The 17,454-nt window shown below is 49.5% G+C and carries 17 protein-coding genes; 3 read left to right on the forward strand and 14 right to left on the reverse strand.

Annotation, left to right across the window (positions count from 1 at the left end):
* Nucleotides 1-126: 126 nt before the first annotated feature.
* The 3 genes from GA565_RS13910 to fliZ all read right to left on the reverse strand — a co-directional run bounded on the left by GA565_RS13910 (nt 127) and on the right by fliZ (nt 3,031).
* The gene (locus GA565_RS13910) at nt 127-882 is read right to left on the reverse strand and encodes a YoaK family protein (RefSeq protein WP_152201506.1); all 756 of its coding nucleotides are present in this window, start codon (nt 880-882) and stop codon (nt 127-129) included.
* Nucleotides 883-1,292: 410 nt separating this feature from the next.
* Nucleotides 1,293-2,276 (reverse strand): D-cysteine desulfhydrase, encoded by a 984-nt coding sequence (locus tag GA565_RS13915; RefSeq protein WP_226951037.1) that lies wholly within the window; start codon nt 2,274-2,276, stop codon nt 1,293-1,295.
* Between the two features lie 218 nt (nt 2,277-2,494).
* On the reverse strand, nt 2,495-3,031 hold the full coding sequence (fliZ, locus tag GA565_RS13920; protein WP_152198954.1) for a flagella biosynthesis regulatory protein FliZ: 537 nt from the start codon (nt 3,029-3,031) through the stop codon (nt 2,495-2,497).
* A gap of 340 nt (nt 3,032-3,371) precedes the next feature.
* Here fliZ and GA565_RS13925 point away from each other — a divergent pair, with 340 nt between their 5' ends.
* A complete protein-coding gene (locus GA565_RS13925) occupies nt 3,372-3,548 on the forward strand; it encodes a GhoT/OrtT family toxin (protein ID WP_084983516.1) in 177 nt (58 codons plus the stop codon).
* 26 nt (nt 3,549-3,574) lie between these two features.
* Here GA565_RS13925 and rlmC read toward each other — a convergent pair whose 3' ends face one another.
* The 9 genes from rlmC to nfsA all read right to left on the reverse strand — a co-directional run bounded on the left by rlmC (nt 3,575) and on the right by nfsA (nt 12,449).
* Nucleotides 3,575-4,717 (reverse strand): 23S rRNA (uracil(747)-C(5))-methyltransferase RlmC, encoded by a 1,143-nt coding sequence (gene rlmC, locus GA565_RS13930; RefSeq protein WP_152198955.1) that lies wholly within the window; start codon nt 4,715-4,717, stop codon nt 3,575-3,577.
* Between the two features lie 82 nt (nt 4,718-4,799).
* Nucleotides 4,800-5,246: a YbjO family protein gene (locus GA565_RS13935; protein ID WP_152198956.1), complete on the reverse strand. Its 447-nt coding sequence runs from the start codon at nt 5,244-5,246 to the stop codon at nt 4,800-4,802.
* Between the two features lie 37 nt (nt 5,247-5,283).
* Nucleotides 5,284-6,129, reverse strand: coding sequence for a putrescine ABC transporter permease PotI (gene potI / locus GA565_RS13940; protein WP_152198957.1), 846 nt, complete (start codon nt 6,127-6,129; stop codon nt 5,284-5,286).
* On the reverse strand, nt 6,126-7,079 hold the full coding sequence (gene potH / locus GA565_RS13945; protein ID WP_152198958.1) for a putrescine ABC transporter permease PotH: 954 nt from the start codon (nt 7,077-7,079) through the stop codon (nt 6,126-6,128). The genes potI and potH overlap by 4 nt, the downstream gene beginning before the upstream one ends.
* Before the next feature lie 15 nt (nt 7,080-7,094).
* Nucleotides 7,095-8,258 carry a putrescine ABC transporter ATP-binding subunit PotG gene (potG, locus tag GA565_RS13950; RefSeq protein ID WP_370518051.1) on the reverse strand — a complete coding sequence of 388 codons (1,164 nt, stop codon included), beginning with the start codon at nt 8,256-8,258 and terminating at the stop codon, nt 7,095-7,097.
* A 192-nt stretch (nt 8,259-8,450) separates the two neighbouring features.
* Entirely contained in the window at nt 8,451-9,560 is a 1,110-nt protein-coding gene (gene potF, locus GA565_RS13955; RefSeq protein ID WP_152198959.1) for a spermidine/putrescine ABC transporter substrate-binding protein PotF, read from the reverse strand.
* A 525-nt stretch (nt 9,561-10,085) separates the two neighbouring features.
* On the reverse strand, nt 10,086-10,568 hold the full coding sequence (locus GA565_RS13960; RefSeq protein ID WP_152198960.1) for a YbjN domain-containing protein: 483 nt from the start codon (nt 10,566-10,568) through the stop codon (nt 10,086-10,088).
* Between the two features lie 237 nt (nt 10,569-10,805).
* On the reverse strand, nt 10,806-11,708 hold the full coding sequence (rimK, locus tag GA565_RS13965) for a 30S ribosomal protein S6--L-glutamate ligase (protein WP_152198961.1): 903 nt from the start codon (nt 11,706-11,708) through the stop codon (nt 10,806-10,808).
* An 18-nt stretch (nt 11,709-11,726) separates the two neighbouring features.
* Entirely contained in the window at nt 11,727-12,449 is a 723-nt protein-coding gene (gene nfsA, locus GA565_RS13970; protein WP_152198962.1) for an oxygen-insensitive NADPH nitroreductase, read from the reverse strand.
* Nucleotides 12,450-12,785: 336 nt separating this feature from the next.
* On the opposite strand from nfsA, the gene GA565_RS13975 reads away from it, so the two are divergent.
* A complete protein-coding gene (locus GA565_RS13975; protein ID WP_152198963.1) occupies nt 12,786-13,052 on the forward strand; it encodes a GrxA family glutaredoxin in 267 nt (88 codons plus the stop codon).
* A 120-nt stretch (nt 13,053-13,172) separates the two neighbouring features.
* On the opposite strand, the gene GA565_RS13980 is transcribed toward GA565_RS13975, so the two are convergent.
* Nucleotides 13,173-14,384, reverse strand: coding sequence for a conjugal transfer protein TraF (locus tag GA565_RS13980; protein WP_193311912.1), 1,212 nt, complete (start codon nt 14,382-14,384; stop codon nt 13,173-13,175).
* A gap of 526 nt (nt 14,385-14,910) precedes the next feature.
* Complete coding sequence (ybjM, locus tag GA565_RS13985; protein ID WP_152198965.1) at nt 14,911-15,282, reverse strand: inner membrane protein YbjM; 372 nt, start codon at nt 15,280-15,282, stop codon at nt 14,911-14,913.
* Between the two features lie 299 nt (nt 15,283-15,581).
* Between ybjM and GA565_RS13990 the strand changes: the two genes are divergently transcribed.
* Nucleotides 15,582-17,264 (forward strand): aspartate:alanine antiporter, encoded by a 1,683-nt coding sequence (locus tag GA565_RS13990; protein ID WP_152198966.1) that lies wholly within the window; start codon nt 15,582-15,584, stop codon nt 17,262-17,264.
* The last annotated feature ends 190 nt before the right edge of the window (nt 17,265-17,454 follow it).

Genomic DNA, 17,454 nt, shown 5'->3' on the forward strand with positions numbered 1-17,454 from the left:
GCCGCAGCTCCTCGTTCTATTTACCCACCGCGGCATAGTCGCCAAGGTCGCAAAAGCCCTTTTCGTCGGGAAATCCGCCGGCAGGATTTTAACTAAAAAGCGGCTTAAAGATGGCGTAAATCAGTTTTATAAAAAGTGTAACCGCATCAATCTTCTGCGCGAAATCATGATGGTGAGTGTGATAGAACCTATCGCCACCAACACCAAAAAAATACCAACGGCTACCATTGAGTTGAAGCCAAACTGTTTGAACAGCAACAGGCCCGCAATTCCGCCGATCAAAAACGAGGAAAGGGTCACAAGATGGGTAATCAGTTGACTGCGTTGAACCTTGACCTGTTTTGACGGGTCGCGTCTTAGCAGTGAAGCCATCACCGAGGCGAGTGCAATGCCTATATCCGTGAGCGTGCCGGTAATATGCGTGGAGCGCACCCTTCCGCTCGATAACTGAGTGGAGGTGGAATTATGCACGCCCATTAAAAAACCCAGAAAAATAATTATCTCGTGACTATTACCGTACGAATAATAATACGTTTCAAAAAGAGAAACCAAAACCAGTAATATCCCCTCCAGCAATAGGATAATACTGTAAATTGTACGAATGTTATTTTTCAGCCCGCTGATAGCGAGCAGTCGCGAAGTCACGGACCCTATTACAAACGCGCCGATCATTGCCGCTAGAAACAGGACGTCGCTTAAATCAGTATTAGACACTTCGGAAGAAAGCTGTGAGGTATTTCCCGACATATGGGAGGGAAATATGCCAAATGCCCCTAGCGCCATGGCGTTGAGGATACCCGCCGTGGTGGCAAGCACCAGCGCCAGATTTCTATCATCAGTGTGGGTCCTGCGCCCCTTGCGTCTTATCAGCATGCTTAACATCATCACCTCTTATTAACTCGTTAACGCCTCAGCAAGGCCAAGACCACTTACATTGCCTTTCACGGTCAATTGTTCAGCATAAATAGAGAACTCATGCCCGAGAGTTGACTTATGATTAAAAATCATCCGCGCGTTATTGTTTATCCTGAAAGAGTCATTAAGATGACTTTAAACATTATAGAATATATGTCGAATCGAATACCGCGTTTGTTAAAAGTATTGTAAAGGTTACAAGGTGTGATCTTTTTAAATTACGGGTAAATTTTATTTATTAGCATAAATTATTTATAGGATGAGTTTGCAGAGTTAATTTTCATCAAGCAAAAAGAATAAGCGCCCCATTAAAGGGCGCTTACAGATAATTATTAGTAATTACGCTTCATTATGGGGCATTATTAGCCGGTCAGGCATTATAAATAGGCAAACAGCGCCGGAGAACCTCCGGTGTGAACAAAGAGAATCGGTCCGTCACCTGGGAAACGCTGATGTTCCAACCCGTCAAGTAGCCCCGCCATCGTTTTACCGGTATATACCGGGTCGAGCAGCATTGCCTCAAGTTCGGCAAGAAGCTTAATGGCAGCGTTTCCCTCCTGGCTAGGTTCGCCATAGCGCGGACCAAAATAGGCATCCCACAGCAGAATTTCAGGGGCGTCACCTTCCAGCTCAAGCTTTTGCATCAAGTCTTTGGCAATGGCTTCAACCTTTGGACGCTGCGCCTCGGCAGTTCGTGACACTGTCACACCAACCAGTTGCGTCGTGGGCATCAGTTCGCGCAGCGCCACTGCTAGCCCTGCGTGGGTTCCCGCACTGCCGGAAGCCACCACCACGGCGCTGAAATCAACAAAACCGGCGGAACTTTGTTCAGCAATTTCAATAGCGCACTGCACATAGCCCAATGCACCCAGTGCATTTGATCCGCCAATCGGCACGATATAAGGACGGAAACCCTGCGCCTCAAGCAGCACGGCCTGTTCGGCCATCTGCGCCATCGGGTCGGTCAGCGCGTCGCACATCACCACTTCGGTATTAAACAGGTCGAGCAACATGCGGTTGCCGTTGGTCAGATAATTATGCGCGTCGGTGCCAATCGGGTTCTCCAGCAAAGCCAGGCACTTAAGACCCAGCTTCGCGGCAACGGCCGCCGTTTGACGCACGTGATTCGACTGAATCGCACCGGCGGTAATGAGGGTATCAGCCCCCTCTTCGATGGCAGCAGCAGCGAGAAACTCCAATTTTCTCAGTTTGTTACCTCCGAGCGCCAAAGGCGTGACGTCGTCACGTTTTATATAGATATCGCGACCGACGAAGTCTGAAAGACGATTCAAACGTTCGAGAGGCGTACTGTTCCCTACTAAATCAAGGCGAGAAAATTTTTCTAACTGATGTTTCAGAATCGATAATGAAGATGAATCAGGCAAAGATGAAGGCACGGTGTTCCTCCGAAGCGATGACATAAAGTTATAGGTTTTACAGGCAGGTATGGGAGGAGTATATCAGTGAATATGCCTCTCACCGCGATACTCGCTAAGAAAATATACGCATATTAAAAGGCAGACATCCTGAGATGCCTGCCGAGTTTAGCAATAACGTTATCTATAATGAATGCCGAGTTTCAAGCCTGCTCGAGACAGACAGGGCTGGATGCGCTTTCTTTTTGCCAGGCGAGGTATTGGTCGTACTTTCGCAAAGCAATCCGATAGTTATCCGTCGCTGCAACCGGGACATCGTTAATAATGCGCTGGTGAATACTCTCCCCTTTAATGCTTTCTTGGGGATAATGACTGGCGGCCAAAATTTCGTCCAGTCGGCGCAGGCGAACGACGTACTCCCTGACCGTACTGTGGTTCATTTCGGTCTGCTCAAACAGATATTGCTTGAAGGCAATAATATCAAAATAAGAAGAGTTGCTATTGAAAGAGATCTCGCTGCAAAAACGACACAGTGCGGTGAGTTCTTTAGTCAGACCCCGCCACACCTCTTCGTCTATAAGCTGATCCATTTTTGCAATCGCCTCTTTATTGATAACCTGCCCTTGAAACACCAGAGCCATTCTGTCGAGCTCTTTCCCACATTGAGAACAGTGGGTCTGACTGTGCTTATAATCTTTGAGATACCGGCTCAGAGGCCGTGATTTATTTCCCGCTGGCATAATGAATTCCAAAAAAGTAGTGATACTGCGTAGTGGTAATGGTGGTGGCCTCTTTGGGCCTTTAGTGTGAAGCTTTTAAAGCTCTCGACCAGCTTAAACCAGTCGATCAGCTGTGGACAAGCAATGATTGTGAAACGCGCAATCGATCACCTTCACAATTCCATTAACAGGTTTAAGGATGCCAAAATCAATCTTCAATTAAAACAGCTAATTAATATTTAACATTTTGTTTACTTTGTAAATCTGTGAACACAATCACTTACCAATTGATTGCAAAATGTTAACCGAATAGAATACCCGCTGAGCTGATTAGTCGTGTTATTAAAAAGTAGGGGTTAGCGTGCATTTGTGGTGGGAAGTGATTAAAACAATTTACTGGGGCGGATTGGGTATTGCCGCACTGTTTACGCTCTTAGTGAGTCGTGACTCGTTTAAAATCCGGCTACTGACCTCAGGTATCATCGGATTAACCTGGCCGATGAGCTTGCCGGTAGTAATGTTATTCTCTTTGTTTTAAGTTTACGCTTCTCGCACGCCCCTTATTCACAGATCAACAGCGTCTTCACGAATTAGCAGCGTCAGCACTTCGTAATGCGCCGTGTGCGGGAACATGTCAAACAGCTGAACGCGTTCTATGCGGTAGTTTTTTAGCTCGCGAATATCTTTCGCCATGCTGACGGCATTGCAGCTTGAATAAAGCACCCGAGCCGGTGCCATACTATCAAGATAGTGGCACAGCTCGTTGCCAATACCACGGCGCGGCGGATTCACCAGCACCAGCTCTGGTACGGCGTCGTTACCGGTCGCAAAACCTGTCGAGTCCAAAGCTTTAAACTCAACGTTTTTAAGCCCCAGCCGTGCGGCAGAAATCTTCGCACAAACAATCGCCTCTGCACTGATTTCAATCCCCGTAAGCTGTGTCTCAGGCCCGGCACAGTGCAGGCCAAAACCTCCCACGCCGCAGAATAAGTCCCACATGCTGGAAATATCGCGCTCGGCCACCCAATCGCGGGCGGTGGCGTACAGCGCAGCCGCAACCTGTGGATTGGTTTGAAAGAAACTCTGCGGACGAATAAACAGCGGAACCTGGTTAAAATGCTCCTCAAGCGCCTGCTGGTCGGTCAACGCAATCTCCGTCTCCCCTTCTAAAATCGCCATGTGCACCGGCTGAATATTCACTGATACGACCTGCAGCGCAGGAACCTGCTGCATAAGCCACGGCAACGCGGCGCGCAGTTGCGACAGCTTGGTTTCGGAGCGAAGTACAAAGCGCAGCATCAGTCCACCGCTGTACTGACTTTGGGTCAGCAATAAATGCTTGAGCTCGCCGCGCTTGCGCCCAACGTTGTAGGGGGTAAGCCCGGCTCGGGCGATAAAGGTTTTAAGATGACGAAACACGTCGCTGAAACTTGCGGGATACAGCGGACAATCACAGAGATCGACTGGCGTGCCGTCGCGATGAAGCATGCCGAGCAGCGGGCGCTCAACGCTGCCGCTGACCACCATTTTCGCCTTGTTGCGAAACGCCTGCTCTGCGCCGTAAACCGGCTCGCGCCACTCGCCAACCGGCAGGTCGCCAAGTAAATTGGCTAAATCCTGCTGCTTGTCCGTGAGCTGAGTGGTGTAAGGCTTGTCAAGCCATTGGCATGACCGGCAGGTTCCGGCGGTGTATTGTGCGCAATGCATAAATAATTGACCGTTATCGCTGTTGCGTATTCTGGCAGTTAAAAAGTTGGCGCGAAGTGTATCACTCCACGCGCGTAAAGGCTCACTTATCACGTCGGAAAAAGCGACGGCTGCTGAAAGGCACATAAATGAGCAGCAACACCGCCAGATCAGGCACTTTTCTCTGCATCAGCTCGGCAATTAGCTGCGGCGTGGTGTTGAAATCAAGCCTGAACAGCATCGGGCCTATCCATTCCTCGGAAGCGCAGAACAGGTAAATAACGCTCAACAACTGACAGGCAAGAAACACCCGCCGACTCCAGCTGCTCCCGCGCATCATGGCGTAGGCACACTGGCATTCGAGCAGCACAATCAGCAGGCCCGCCAACATGATAAAACTGTTAAACCACGATTCGCTGCCCACGCTCAGCAGCTCTTTAACACCGACATAGCCGTAGGCGTCAAAAAGTAAAACGAATTCCAGCAGGCGCGTAGCGATGATTGCCGTCGCGCCTGCCATGACCGGAACCGGAATAAAGGCCAGTTTCATACTTCCTTGTTACCCTATTTCTAAAAATAAATCGTATTTAGTGCCGCGTCGCGCGCTGCATGTCTTTCACGCGCTGTTTCTCGGCGCGGTGCATAAACCACCAGGCGATGATCCCGATGATACCCACCACCAGCAGAATTAGCGTCGCCAGCGCATTTATCTCGGGATTGGTCCCTAAACGTACACTGGCAAAAACCAGCATCGGTAGCGTAGTAGAGCCGGGGCCTGCAACAAAGCTGGCGATAACCAGGTCGTCGAGCGACAGCGTGAAGGCCAGCAGCCAGCCGGAAATCAGCGCCGGAGCAATCATCGGAATAGTGATGATAAAGAATACCTTGAGCGGCGTTGCGCCTAAGTCCATCGCCGCCTCTTCTATCGACCGGTCAAGCTCTCGCAGGCGGGCAGAGACCACGACCGCGACATAGGCGCTGCAGAAAGTCACGTGCGCCAACCAGATGGTGAGCATGCCGCGCTCGCCCGGCCAACCTAGCGTGTGGCCCATGGCGACAAACAGCAGTAGTAGCGCCAGACCGGTTATGACATCCGGCATGACCAGCGGTGCGGTCAGCATAAACGCAAAGCCGGTTGAGCCTTTAAAACGGCCATAGCGCACCATAACAACCGCCGCTAGCGTACCGACGACCACCGCCATACTGGCCGCAGCGGTGGCAATAGTCAGGCTCATACTGACCGCGTTTATCATCGCCGAGTCGTGAAACAGTGCGGTATACCAGCGCGTTGACCACCCTGCCCACACGGTGACAAGTTTGGAGCTGTTAAATGAGTAAATCACCAATATCAGCATCGGTGCATAGAGAAAGGCAAAGCCGAGCACCAAAATCACGATGCGCCACGGCGAACGAACAACCGGTAACGGGTTCATGCTTTGTCCCCCAGCTGTTTATTCTGATATTTGTGGAACCACAGAATTGGCATGATCAACAGTAACAACATCACCACAGCCACCGCAGAAGCCACCGGCCAGTCGCGATTGTTAAAGAACTCCTGCCACAAAATACGGCCAATCATGATGCTATCTGGCCCACCGAGCAGTTCAGGTATCACGTATTCACCCACCGCAGGAATAAATACCAGCATCGACCCGGCGATAATACCGCCCTTGGTCAGAGGCACAATGACTTTTACGAAGGTCTTGAACGGCCTGGCACCGAGATCTAAAGAAGCCTCCACCAGCGAGTAGTCCAGCCGCGTCAGTGCGGTATAGATTGGCAACACCATAAACGGCAGATACGAGTAAACGATGCCGATATAAACCGCCAGATTGGTGTGCATAATGACCAGCGGATGGTCGATAACACCCAGCCAGATAAGGAAATTGTTCAATACGCCGTTGTCTTTAAGGATTGCCATCCAGGCATAAACACGGATAAGGAATGACGTCCATGAAGGTAAAATAACTAGCAAAAGCAGTATATTACGGGTGGACGGTTTACTGTGCGCCACCGCCCAGGCTAACGGATAACCAATCAGCAAGCACAGCAGCGTAGAAATTGCGGCCACCTGTAGCGATTGCAGATAAGACTCGATGTACAGCGCGTCGCCTGCCAGTTGAATATAGTTGCCAAAGTTTAGCGCGATATCCAGCACGCCGTCGGCCCAGCTCATCAGGTCGGTGTAGGGTGGAATAGCGCGCGCCATATCGGCAAAGCTGATTTTCAGCACAATCAAAAACGGCAATACGAACAGCAAAATAAACCACACCAACGGCAGCAGGATCACCAGCTTTTTACCGTGCGCCTGTTGGAGCCGCCAGAGCAGCGAACGTGATTTAGCGGGAGGCGCGGCCTCCGGTGGGTCAGTCAACATGGTCATTTTTATCCCCTCGACCTAAACGGTCAACACAACGCAGCTGTCCGCTTCCCAACACAGGCGAACTTCATCGCCCCAGGTTGGCATCCCTTTACGGAAACGATGTCCGTTTTGCAACTGGGCGGTGATCATCTGACCGCTGTGCAATCTGACGTGATAAATCGACAGGTCACCGAGATAGGCAATATTCACCACCTCACCGACAGCGAAGTTACACCCGTCTGCCGGAACCTCTTCGCAGAGCATAATTTTTTCTGGCCGCAGAGCCACAAAGGCCGGTACGCCGTCGATGACTGAGGCGTCGGACGACACTTTCAGCGGATGAATCAAACCGGGACTGCGCAAAATAAGCGCCTCTTCCTCGCGAGATTCGAGCAAACCTTCAAACATGTTAACCGAACCAATAAATTCGGCGCTAAAGCGACTGTTCGGATGCTCATAAATCTCTTCCGGCTCACCAATTTGTACAAACTTGCCGCGATTCATGATGGCGATACGCCCCGCCATGGTCATCGCCTCTTCCTGATCATGGGTCACCATCACACAGGTAGCACCCACGCGCTCGAGAATATCCACCACTTCGAGCTGCATGCGATCACGCAGCTTTTTATCCAGCGCCCCCATCGGCTCATCCAAAAGCAGCAGCTTAGGACGCTTTGCCAGGCTGCGCGCCAGTGCCACACGCTGGCGCTGACCGCCGGAAAGCTGATGTGGCTTGCGTTTGGCAAACTCTTGCATGTGTACCAGCGTCAACATCTCGGCGACGCGGGCCTTGATTTCGGCTGATGGCAGTTTGTCCTGCTTCAGACCAAAAGCAATATTCTGCTCAACAGTCATGTGCGGGAACAGCGCATAGGACTGAAACATCATGTTGATTGGGCGCTGATAAGGCGGAACCTGCGACAAATCCTGCCCGTCGAGCACTATCTGCCCTTTAGTGGGTAACTCAAATCCGGCCAACATACGCAGCAAGGTTGATTTGCCACATCCTGACGCGCCCAACAGAGCAAATATTTCGCCTTTATAGATGGTGAGATTCACATCATCAACGGCGTACTGCCCGTCAAACGATTTTGATAAATTGCGGATTTCCAACAGCGGGGTGAAATCTTTGTGACTTTTTTCACCTTTGTGTCGCTCGCTATTGAGCGGAGTCTGCGGGTTTGGGATAGCGTCGTTCACTCAGAGAGATCTCCGGTAGAAGCGGGTTAGTTAATTTAAGCATAACAGCCCAGCCGAAACTCGCCGGACCAATAGCCAGTAATCTGAGGTATTCACGCCCCAATCTGGAAAGCGAAGCGGCCCCGAAAGCCTTCCGGAGCCGCGAAGTTTGCGCTTCACCTTAGGAGGGCGCTGCGCCTGCTATCTTGCTGATTATTTGCCGCTCTTCACTTTGGTCCACGAACGGGTGATCACGCGGTCAATTTTCGGATCCTGAACTTTGAGGGTGAAGAGTTTGGCACGCACGTCTGCCGGTGGGTAAATACTCGGATTATTGCGAATCTCAGGTTTCACCAGCGGCGTTGCGGCGGCGTTACCACTCGCGTAATAAACCGCATTGCTTATTCCGGCCATCACTTCAGGCTTCATCAAATAGTTGAGGAACTGATAGGCTTCATCGGTATTTTTGGCATCGGCAGGCATCGCGAAGACGTCGAAGAACGCCAGTGCACCCTCTTTAGGAATGCTGTAGGCAATATTAACGCCGTTTTTAGCTTCCTTGGCACGATTAGATGCCTGCACGACATCACCCGCCCAGCCGACCGCCACACAGATATCGCCGTTCGCAAGGTCATTAATGTACTGTGACGAGTGGAAATAACGGATGCTCGGACGCAGTTTCAACAGCAAATCGGTTGCCGTCGTGCTGTAGTCAGTGGCTTTCGTGCTGTTAGGGTCAAGATGCAGATAGTTAAGCACCGTGGCATAAATTTCTGCCGGCGCATCCAGGAATGACACGCCGCAACTTTTCAGCTTCTCGAGGTTTTCAGGCTTTAACACCAAATCCCAACTGTCTACCGGAGCATCTTTACCCAGCGCGGCTTTAACTTTATCAACGTTGTAGCCGATGCCGGTGGTTGCCCACAGATAAGGAATGGCATATTTGTTGTCAGGATCGTGCTGAGCGACCATTTTTAACAGCTCAGGATCGAGATTTTTGTAGTTTGGCAACTTACTCTTATCCAGCGGTTTAAACACGCCGGCGGAGATTTGGCGCTCAAGGAAGCTGGCTGAAGGAACCACCAGATCGAAACCGGTGCTGCCTGCCATCAGCTTGCCTTCCAACACCTCGTTGGAGTCAAAAACGTCGTACACCACTTTAATGCCCGTTTCCTTTTGGAAATTGGCCACTGTGTCAGGCGCAATATAGTCAGACCAGTTATAGATATGCAGCGTTTTATCTTCCGCCGACGCGGAGACTGACGCCGCCATAGCCACACCGGCGATAACGCCAGATAACCACTTTTTACGCAGGGTAAACATCCGTTATGACCTCCAACAGGGGTGATAAAATAAAATATGTCCCGGTTATCGCGCTCATCAGTCCAACAAGGGCTAAACACCGCCTTTGTAAATAAATGAGTCTATTAACCCGTAATTAAATAGATTAGTAAAACTTTACCCATCCGAACATTTTTGTTGCCTACCCTGGCTCAAAGGTACGATGCATAGCCATGCATGCTGTTAACTGCGGCAATGGTGTAATAATTCATTGGTTTTTCAGGCTATCTTACGCGCCACGCAGACTGAGCAGCATAGCGTTGTGAGGCGCATCACACCAGACCTACGGCGAAAAAACGTCATTAATCGATTATTTATGCACTTTGGTCTATACCCTGCGTCATTTCAGGCACGACAAAGAGAAACAACCCGCAATACAGGGCAATATTTAGCATAAAATACTGTGAAAGGCATGAAAGACAGCGCAGCCATCGGGATGGCTGCGCTGTTCAAGAATTCGGCGGAATGAACTTCTGGAGAGAAGGTGCGGTTATCACCGCCTGATGTTTAATGCAGCAGTGGAATATTCAGGCTAACCGGCGGAACGCTTTCGTCTTCGTCACCTACAAACAGCAGGTCGTTGGCATGCGCTTCGAGAATGATCATCGACATTTGCTCTTCGCCCTGCTGCAGGAAGTGGGCGAACTGTTCAACGGTAATGCCGACAGCGACGCTAATTGACTGGCAGACGATAAGCTTTGGCAGGTTGTCGTCCTGAATATCGACAAAGGCTTTCACCGTTAATGAGCTGGCGTTGATTTGGCTAAGGTCAGCCACTAACGGGATTAACGCGGTCGGTTTAACTTCGGCCAGCGAAGAGAAAAGGATAACGTTATCAACCAGGTCAACCTTGGCATCAAAAACGCCGTCGAAGTTTTGCATATGCGGCAAATGAAGAGCCTGACAAGAATCACACTCGAAAAAAGAAATGCCCAGCTGATCGAGCCAGCGTCGTAACAACGCCAAATCAGGGACGATGAGTGAATCCATAATAATCAGCCTCAGTGTGTCAAAAAGCACGATGACGAATCGCAAAAATATCGGAACTCGAAAATCAGTTTACGCAGTTTTTTTACGTAATCGGTCATTTTAAGCGAATAGTTAAGTGCGACAGCTTACGGAAAATTCCCCTTCGACGCCACGATCAATGCCGACATTAGCCATTATTCGCGTAAATTATGGCTGTCATTGACTCAAAAATGACACATCGGTGGTTTATTCGCCGTGTCAGCCGCCAGACTTTAGTTTGAAGCCGGGTTTGGCACGCTGCTGGATGTAGTCAATCATTATGCCGGCGATATCCAGACCGGTGGTGGTTTCTATGCCTTCAAGCCCCGGTGAGGCGTTAACCTCCATCACCAGCGGACCCCGTTCGGCGCGCAGAATATCGACACCGGCCACGTCGAGTCCGAGCGTAAGTGCGGCTTTGATGGCAATTTCTTTTTCCAGCGGCGTGATGTTGACATTGCGCGCCGTGCCACCGCGATGCAGGTTGGAGCGGAAATCATCCGGTTTAGCCTGGCGTTCAATAGCGGCCACCACTTTTTTACCCACCACTAAACAGCGGATATCGCTGCCGTTGGCTTCGCGGATATATTCCTGCACCAGAATATGCGCATTGAGACCACGGAAGGCGTCAATCACGCTTTCTGCTGCCTGCCGGGTCTCTGCCAGCACCACGCCTATCCCCTGCGTACCCTCAACCAGTTTCACCACCAGCGGTGCACCGCCAACCAGCGCAATCAAGTCAGAAGTATCGTCCGGTGAGTGGGCAAATCCGGTGATTGGCAGGTCAATACCTTCGCGGGCAAGGATCTGCATTGAGCGGAGTTTGTCGCGCGCACGGGTGATAGCCACGGATTCGTTTAAGGGAAAACTGCCTAACATTTCAAACTGACGCAGAACGGCCGTCCCATAGAAGGTGATTGCTGAACCAATTCTCGGTATAACCGCCTGATATTTATCAAGCTGACGCCCGCGATAGTGCACGCTGGGCGCAGCGCAGTTGATGTTCATATAGCATGACAGGGGATCGATCACGTCAATTTCATGACCGCGCGACTCCCCCGCTTCCCGAAGGCGTTTGCAAGAATAAAGGCTACCGTCACGGGAAAGGATGGCAATTTTCATCAGACACTCCATTGTCTATTAACGCGTTGCCCAACCCTGTTTGTGCAGTGCGTCAAGCATAAAAGGACGCTGTTCTTTTTTCAGTGTACGCACAATTAAATCGCTCCAGTTATCGCGGCGCGCATTGCTGTCGCGGCGAGTGTAATAAGACTCAAGCTCGGCGTCATACTGCGCAAGTTGGTCTTTATCCAGAGGCTGATAGCTATTTTCGTGCACCAACATACTTTGCGGCATACGCGGTTTAAACGCGTTGACCACCGCCGGATGTCCTACGCAGAAGCCAAACAGCGGCATAACAAATTTTGGCAAATTCAGCAGGGCCACAACATCTTCAACCTTGTTACGTATACCGCCAATAAATACCCCGCCCAAACCCAAAGATTCGGCAGCAGCCATGGCGTTTTGCGCCATCAGCGCGGTGTCGACACAGCCCAACAACAGCTGCTCGGCCAATCCGAGTTCCGCTTCGGGATTGATTTGCAAATTGCGATTGAAATCAGCGCAAAACACCCAAAACTCAGCCGCCGTAGCCACATACTGCTGCCCACCAGTGTACTGCACCAAAGTCTCGCGAAGCGCAGGACTGGTGATGCGGATAATCGATGAACATTGTAAAAAACTCGACGTTGACGCAGCCTGTGCTGCGCCAATAATGGCCTCACGCTGCTCATCGCTCAGCGGCTGGTCGGTAAAAGAGCGCACCGAACTGTGGGAAAGCAGGAGGTCAATAGTGGGCGTCATAATGCATGTCCTTGGTTGAATTTGTGGGGGTAAAAAGTGCCCCTTAAGTCAGCAATGATTCATGTTCGCGGTGCCCATTGCAAGCGCTGGCGCACTAATTGCTTTACCTTAGCGAGCAAAAGTGTGCGGCAAGACATCCGTGCGCTGTTTTTTCATTTAGATAGGTGCAGCACATCAAAGCGACAGGTAATTCCTTCTTTTTTTTCTCATGGGAGACAGGCATAGTAGCCGCATGCATTGAGAGCTCTGCGCTAAATTATAAAAAATTTCTGCGATACGTTTCTCATATTTACTAAATCCTGGTCAAACGGGTGTTTTAAATTCTAAGGAGTCTACATGTTTGCAGTAATTTTCGGGCGTCCTGGCTGTCCTTATTGTGTTCGTGCAAAAGAGTTGGCTGAAAAACTGACTGAAGAACGTGATGATTTCAACTTCCGTTACGTTGATATCCATGCCGAAGGCATCAGCAAGGCGGATCTGGAAAAAACCGTCGGTAAACCTGTTGAGACCGTTCCACAGATTTTCGTCGACCAGAAACACATCGGTGGTTGCACTGATTTTGAAGCCTACGCAAAAGAAAATCTGGCGCTGTATCAACAGTAATAACAGATTGTTAGCGAAAGTTTGATTAAAGGCCCTGCTGAAAAGTGGGGCCTTTTTATTTTCATCACACTCTTAAACTCAACCCCCCCCTAAGGTCATTTTTTAAAATAGCATGACAAATCAGAAGGTAAAGCTGAGCTGTGCCACGGCGCCGTAAGTACGGTCGGTGCCCTTAATAGCCGCCACGTCTAGATGCACAACGCCGAAAGGTGAGAGGCCCACGCCGGCGGTGAGGGCGCTACCGGTGTCCGAAGTCATATTTTTACGATAACCGACGCGCAGCTGTGCCCAGTTCCAGGCATTAAGCTCGGTCCCCACGCTGGCAAATTGACGCTTTTCATCTGTAGCAAATCCGCTCGCAGGCGTTAAATCGACATCCATTGCGGCAGTGAAGAAATCGTTATGCCATGAAACACCCGTCGTCACCTGCGTGCGCACTTTAAACGTTTCTTGCATGCTGTTAACTTTCTGACTTTGCACTATGCGCGGCACGATATTTTGCGCCACGGCACCCAGCGTCCAGTTATCGGTTGGATAAGTCGCAAACCCAATATCACCGTTAAAGTTTGATTGGGTACTGAGGTAGTTTTTGGCGCTTGAATATTTACCGGTATAGTTCTTCAACGTCATGTTGTTGTTATAGACATCTACACGCTGGTATTTAGGCGTAATACCGATTGAAGACTTAACACCGTTAATTTCAAATTCTTTGGCGAACGCAATACCGACGTCAGTTATCGTGGCTGCACGGCCAATCATATGAGATGTCAGTGCATTTTCACCGGCATCAGTGGGATTAAGGGTTCCATTCGCAACACCGTCAAGATATTGCAAGTCACGACCGTTGACTTTGCCTTCTAATGTGGCGGTCCCCCAGGATTTTATTACCAATGCAAACGGCATCACGCTGTTAGGCACTGCTGTCACAATGCCAGCACTGACTTGCCCGGTCGTTTTGGCCTTATTGAGATCTATCAATTTGCTTTTGTATTCGTTGGCTGTAGCCGCAGATACCCTGCCCGTCCCAAGTTCATTTGCGTAATTCTGTCGTGCGTCTTTAACCTGTTTAAGGCCGTCTTGCATATTATTAGGATCGGTTACCTGAGCGCCGACTGAGGGCAAAATCAGGCTGAAATCATCACTCTTACCAAAGCTGGACATCAGTGCAGGGTTGGCCAATGGAGCCGTTCCATAATGGGAAGAGGCTACACCGGTACCGCCCATTGCGTCGTTGCGGGCTTCCATATAAGTGCCTGCTGCATTAACACTTCCAGACAGAGCAAGTAGAACCGATAAAGATATAAGTGAATACTGATTGCCGACAAACTTCATACTTTCCCTTAGATAACACACTATTTTTAGATAGAGAGACACCTTTCACGATGTATTAGGTGAAATACCTATCGTGAAAAAACATAACGTTTTCCCTGGCGCCGTTAAATACAAACAAATAAAAAATATCTTATTAAGAAATATCTCCAATACGTTTTAAATAATTAAAACCAACAATAACACTGAGACACCAACCTGCTTGTACAGCGACTCAAACACATTTTCTTTCGGTGTAAGAATAATACCTGTGGCGTATATGGCATATTGATTCAGATCAGCGGAAAGATATATATGGAAAATAGAGCTGCGAATATAATTACGGGAGCTTTGCCATAAATTACAGGCCAATACAATTTTGGTGATATTTCTATTGGTGCAACAGTGAATATTATTTAATATAAAAGTCAATATTAAATAATAAATAATCAGGCGAGAAGTAAAAAGGCAGAAAATGGGATTAAATGTTAATTAACCGTGGCTTGGGTGCAGGTCTGTATGCACAAACCTGCCTCTGCGTAACACGCTCTTATTGGCGACGCGTTTGCCTGATCCAGACCCGATAAAGCGTCACCAGCATGACCCCCAGCATAGACCAAAATACTGCGCTGGTTAAATAGGCAAGTTCTTCCCAGTAACTGCGGATTTCCAATAAGATATAGTGCCGTATCAGCAGGCACAGGGGGATGCAAATCACCGAGCCGATAAATAAGGCAATAAAATGTTCACCACGGCTTATTAAACTGGCGATTATTCCCGGCAGCAGATACAGCAGCATGCAAATGTCGCCCTCTGGAATAATTCTATTAACATTAACGACATGACCTTTTAACGAAATAAAAACAATTATAAATAACAACCCATTTATCGCGCTGGCTAAAAAGGGAAAAACCCGTTTCATGTCCTCTCTCCATAGTTTATTTAACCTACACCTGCGAGAAATTTGTTGCAGTTGCAGGCAAAACCGAAGCCGTACAGCCACTGTCCATTAAGCTATACATCTGTTTTTACTCTTAAACACTGGCTAAAACTGGCTGTATGCCTTTACAAGGACTAGAATACTGCCCGAGATTTCGGATAAACAGTAACAGCGATTGAGTACGATACGTTGGCTGCGTGACTTGATAAGCAGCATGAATGAATTTATCTCTTGCCGTTATATATTTCAATAAATTGCTGGTAACCAATAAGTAATACCCTGTGAATATAAATGTCGCTAGTTTGTTAAATGGTAATTACATCCTGCTCCTTTTCGTGGTGTTGGCGCTTGGCCTGTGCCTGGGGAAAGTACGACTCGGATCGGTACAATTAGGTAATTCCATTGGAGTTTTAGTCGTTTCCCTTCTTTTAGGGCAACAGAATTTCAGCATCAACACCGAAGCCCTTAATCTCGGTTTCATGCTGTTTATTTTCTGTGTCGGCATCGAAGCTGGCCCTAACTTTTTCTCAATTTTCTTCCGCGACGGTAAAAACTACCTCATGCTCGCATTGGTGATGGTAGGAACTGCCATGCTGTTGGCCTTTGGTTTAGGCCGTTTCTTTGGCTGGGACATCGGCCTGACTGCCGGTATGCTGGCAGGGTCAATGACCTCAACGCCGGTTCTGGTGGGCGCGGGAGATACGCTACGCAACACCCTCGGCAGCACGAAAATGTTAGGTCCCGAGCTGGATAATCTGAGTCTGGGCTATGCTTTAACTTACCTGATTGGTCTGGTCAGCCTGATTTTCGGCGCACGTTATCTGCCAAAATTACAACATCAGGATCTCTCCACCAGCGCCCAGCAAATTGCCCGCGAGCGCGGCCTGGATACCGACAGTCAGCGTAAAGTTTACCTGCCGGTTATTCGCGCCTATCGCGTAGGGCAAGAACTTGTTGCCTGGGCGGATGGAAAAAATCTGCGCGAGCTGGGAATCTATCGTCAAACAGGTTGCTACATCGAACGCATCCGCCGTAACGGCATTCTTGCTACGCCAGATGGCGATGCGGTACTGCAATACGGCGATGAAATCGCACTGGTGGGTTACCCGGACGCACACTCGCGCCTTGACCCAAGTTTTCGTAACGGTAAAGAGGTTTTTGACCGCGACCTGCTCGACATGCGCATTGTCACTGAAGAAATCGTGGTTAAAAATAACAACGCCGTGGGCAAACGTCTCAGCCAGCTCAATCTTACCGATCACGGCTGTTTCCTAAATCGCGTGATCCGCAGTCAGATTGAAATGCCGATTGATGACAGCATCGTGCTCAATAAAGGCGACGTATTGCAGATTAGCGGTGACGCACGACGTGTTAAAAGCGTGGCCGAGCGCATCGGGTTTATCTCGATTCACAGTCAGGTAACCGACCTGCTGGCCTTCTGTGCCTTCTTTATTGTTGGCCTGATGATTGGCCTGATTACCTTCCAGTTTAAAACCATTACGTTCGGCATCGGCAATGCGGCGGGACTGTTATTCGCTGGCATCATGCTCGGCTTCCTGCGCGCCAACCACCCTACTTTCGGCTATATCCCACAGGGGGCGTTGAACATGGTGAAGGAGTTTGGGCTAATGGTGTTCATGGCGGGGGTTGGCTTAAGTGCGGGCGCGGGCATTAACCACGGACTGGGTGCGGTGGGTGGACAAATGCTGGTATCGGGGCTGATAGTCAGCCTGGTGCCGGTGGTTATCTGCTTTATATTTGGCGCCTACGTTCTGCGCATGAACCGCGCACTGCTGTTCGGCGCAATCATGGGTGCACGAACCTGCGCACCGGCGATGGAAATCATTAGCGATACCGCTCGCAGTAACATCCCCGCGCTCGGTTATGCCGGAACTTACGCTATTGCAAACGTATTGCTCACCCTTGCCGGTACGCTGATGGTGATTATTTGGCCCGGCTCATGATGTAACGCATTGACTCGATTAATGCTTTTAAAAAATCAATAATAAATTGTATTTTTTTTGAACCGGGAAGAACTTTCTTTAGTATAAGCAGTCTTAATTATTGCCACTGCTTTACTTTAGAAGTCCCCATATTGGAGAGCCCGTTAGTCCCGCCTGATTAGGTTCAAGACTACCGGGTTTTTTCTTGCCT

Source organism: Rouxiella sp. S1S-2, from assembly GCF_009208105.1.
Taxonomy (GTDB): domain Bacteria; phylum Pseudomonadota; class Gammaproteobacteria; order Enterobacterales; family Enterobacteriaceae; genus Rouxiella.

Bases quoted from the DNA above. Each gene is read 5' to 3' on its own strand.
- GA565_RS13910 (WP_152201506.1), bottom strand. From the start codon at position 882: ATGTTAAGCATGCTGATAAGACGCAAGGGGCGCAGGACCCACACTGAT.
- fliZ (WP_152198954.1), bottom strand. From the start codon at position 3,031: ATGCCAGCGGGAAATAAATCACGGCCTCTGAGCCGGTATCTCAAAGAT.
- rlmC (WP_152198955.1), bottom strand. From the start codon at position 4,717: ATGCATTGCGCACAATACACCGCCGGAACCTGCCGGTCATGCCAATGG.
- GA565_RS13935 (WP_152198956.1), bottom strand. From the start codon at position 5,246: ATGAAACTGGCCTTTATTCCGGTTCCGGTCATGGCAGGCGCGACGGCA.
- potI (WP_152198957.1), bottom strand. From the start codon at position 6,129: ATGAACCCGTTACCGGTTGTTCGTTCGCCGTGGCGCATCGTGATTTTG.
- potH (WP_152198958.1), bottom strand. From the start codon at position 7,079: ATGACCATGTTGACTGACCCACCGGAGGCCGCGCCTCCCGCTAAATCA.
- potF (WP_152198959.1), bottom strand. From the start codon at position 9,560: ATGTTTACCCTGCGTAAAAAGTGGTTATCTGGCGTTATCGCCGGTGTG.
- GA565_RS13960 (WP_152198960.1), bottom strand. From the start codon at position 10,568: ATGGATTCACTCATCGTCCCTGATTTGGCGTTGTTACGACGCTGGCTC.
- rimK (WP_152198961.1), bottom strand. From the start codon at position 11,708: ATGAAAATTGCCATCCTTTCCCGTGACGGTAGCCTTTATTCTTGCAAA.
- nfsA (WP_152198962.1), bottom strand. From the start codon at position 12,449: ATGACGCCCACTATTGACCTCCTGCTTTCCCACAGTTCGGTGCGCTCT.
- GA565_RS13975 (WP_152198963.1), top strand. From the start codon at position 12,786: ATGTTTGCAGTAATTTTCGGGCGTCCTGGCTGTCCTTATTGTGTTCGT.
- GA565_RS13980 (WP_193311912.1), bottom strand. From the start codon at position 14,384: ATGAAGTTTGTCGGCAATCAGTATTCACTTATATCTTTATCGGTTCTA.
- ybjM (WP_152198965.1), bottom strand. From the start codon at position 15,282: ATGAAACGGGTTTTTCCCTTTTTAGCCAGCGCGATAAATGGGTTGTTA.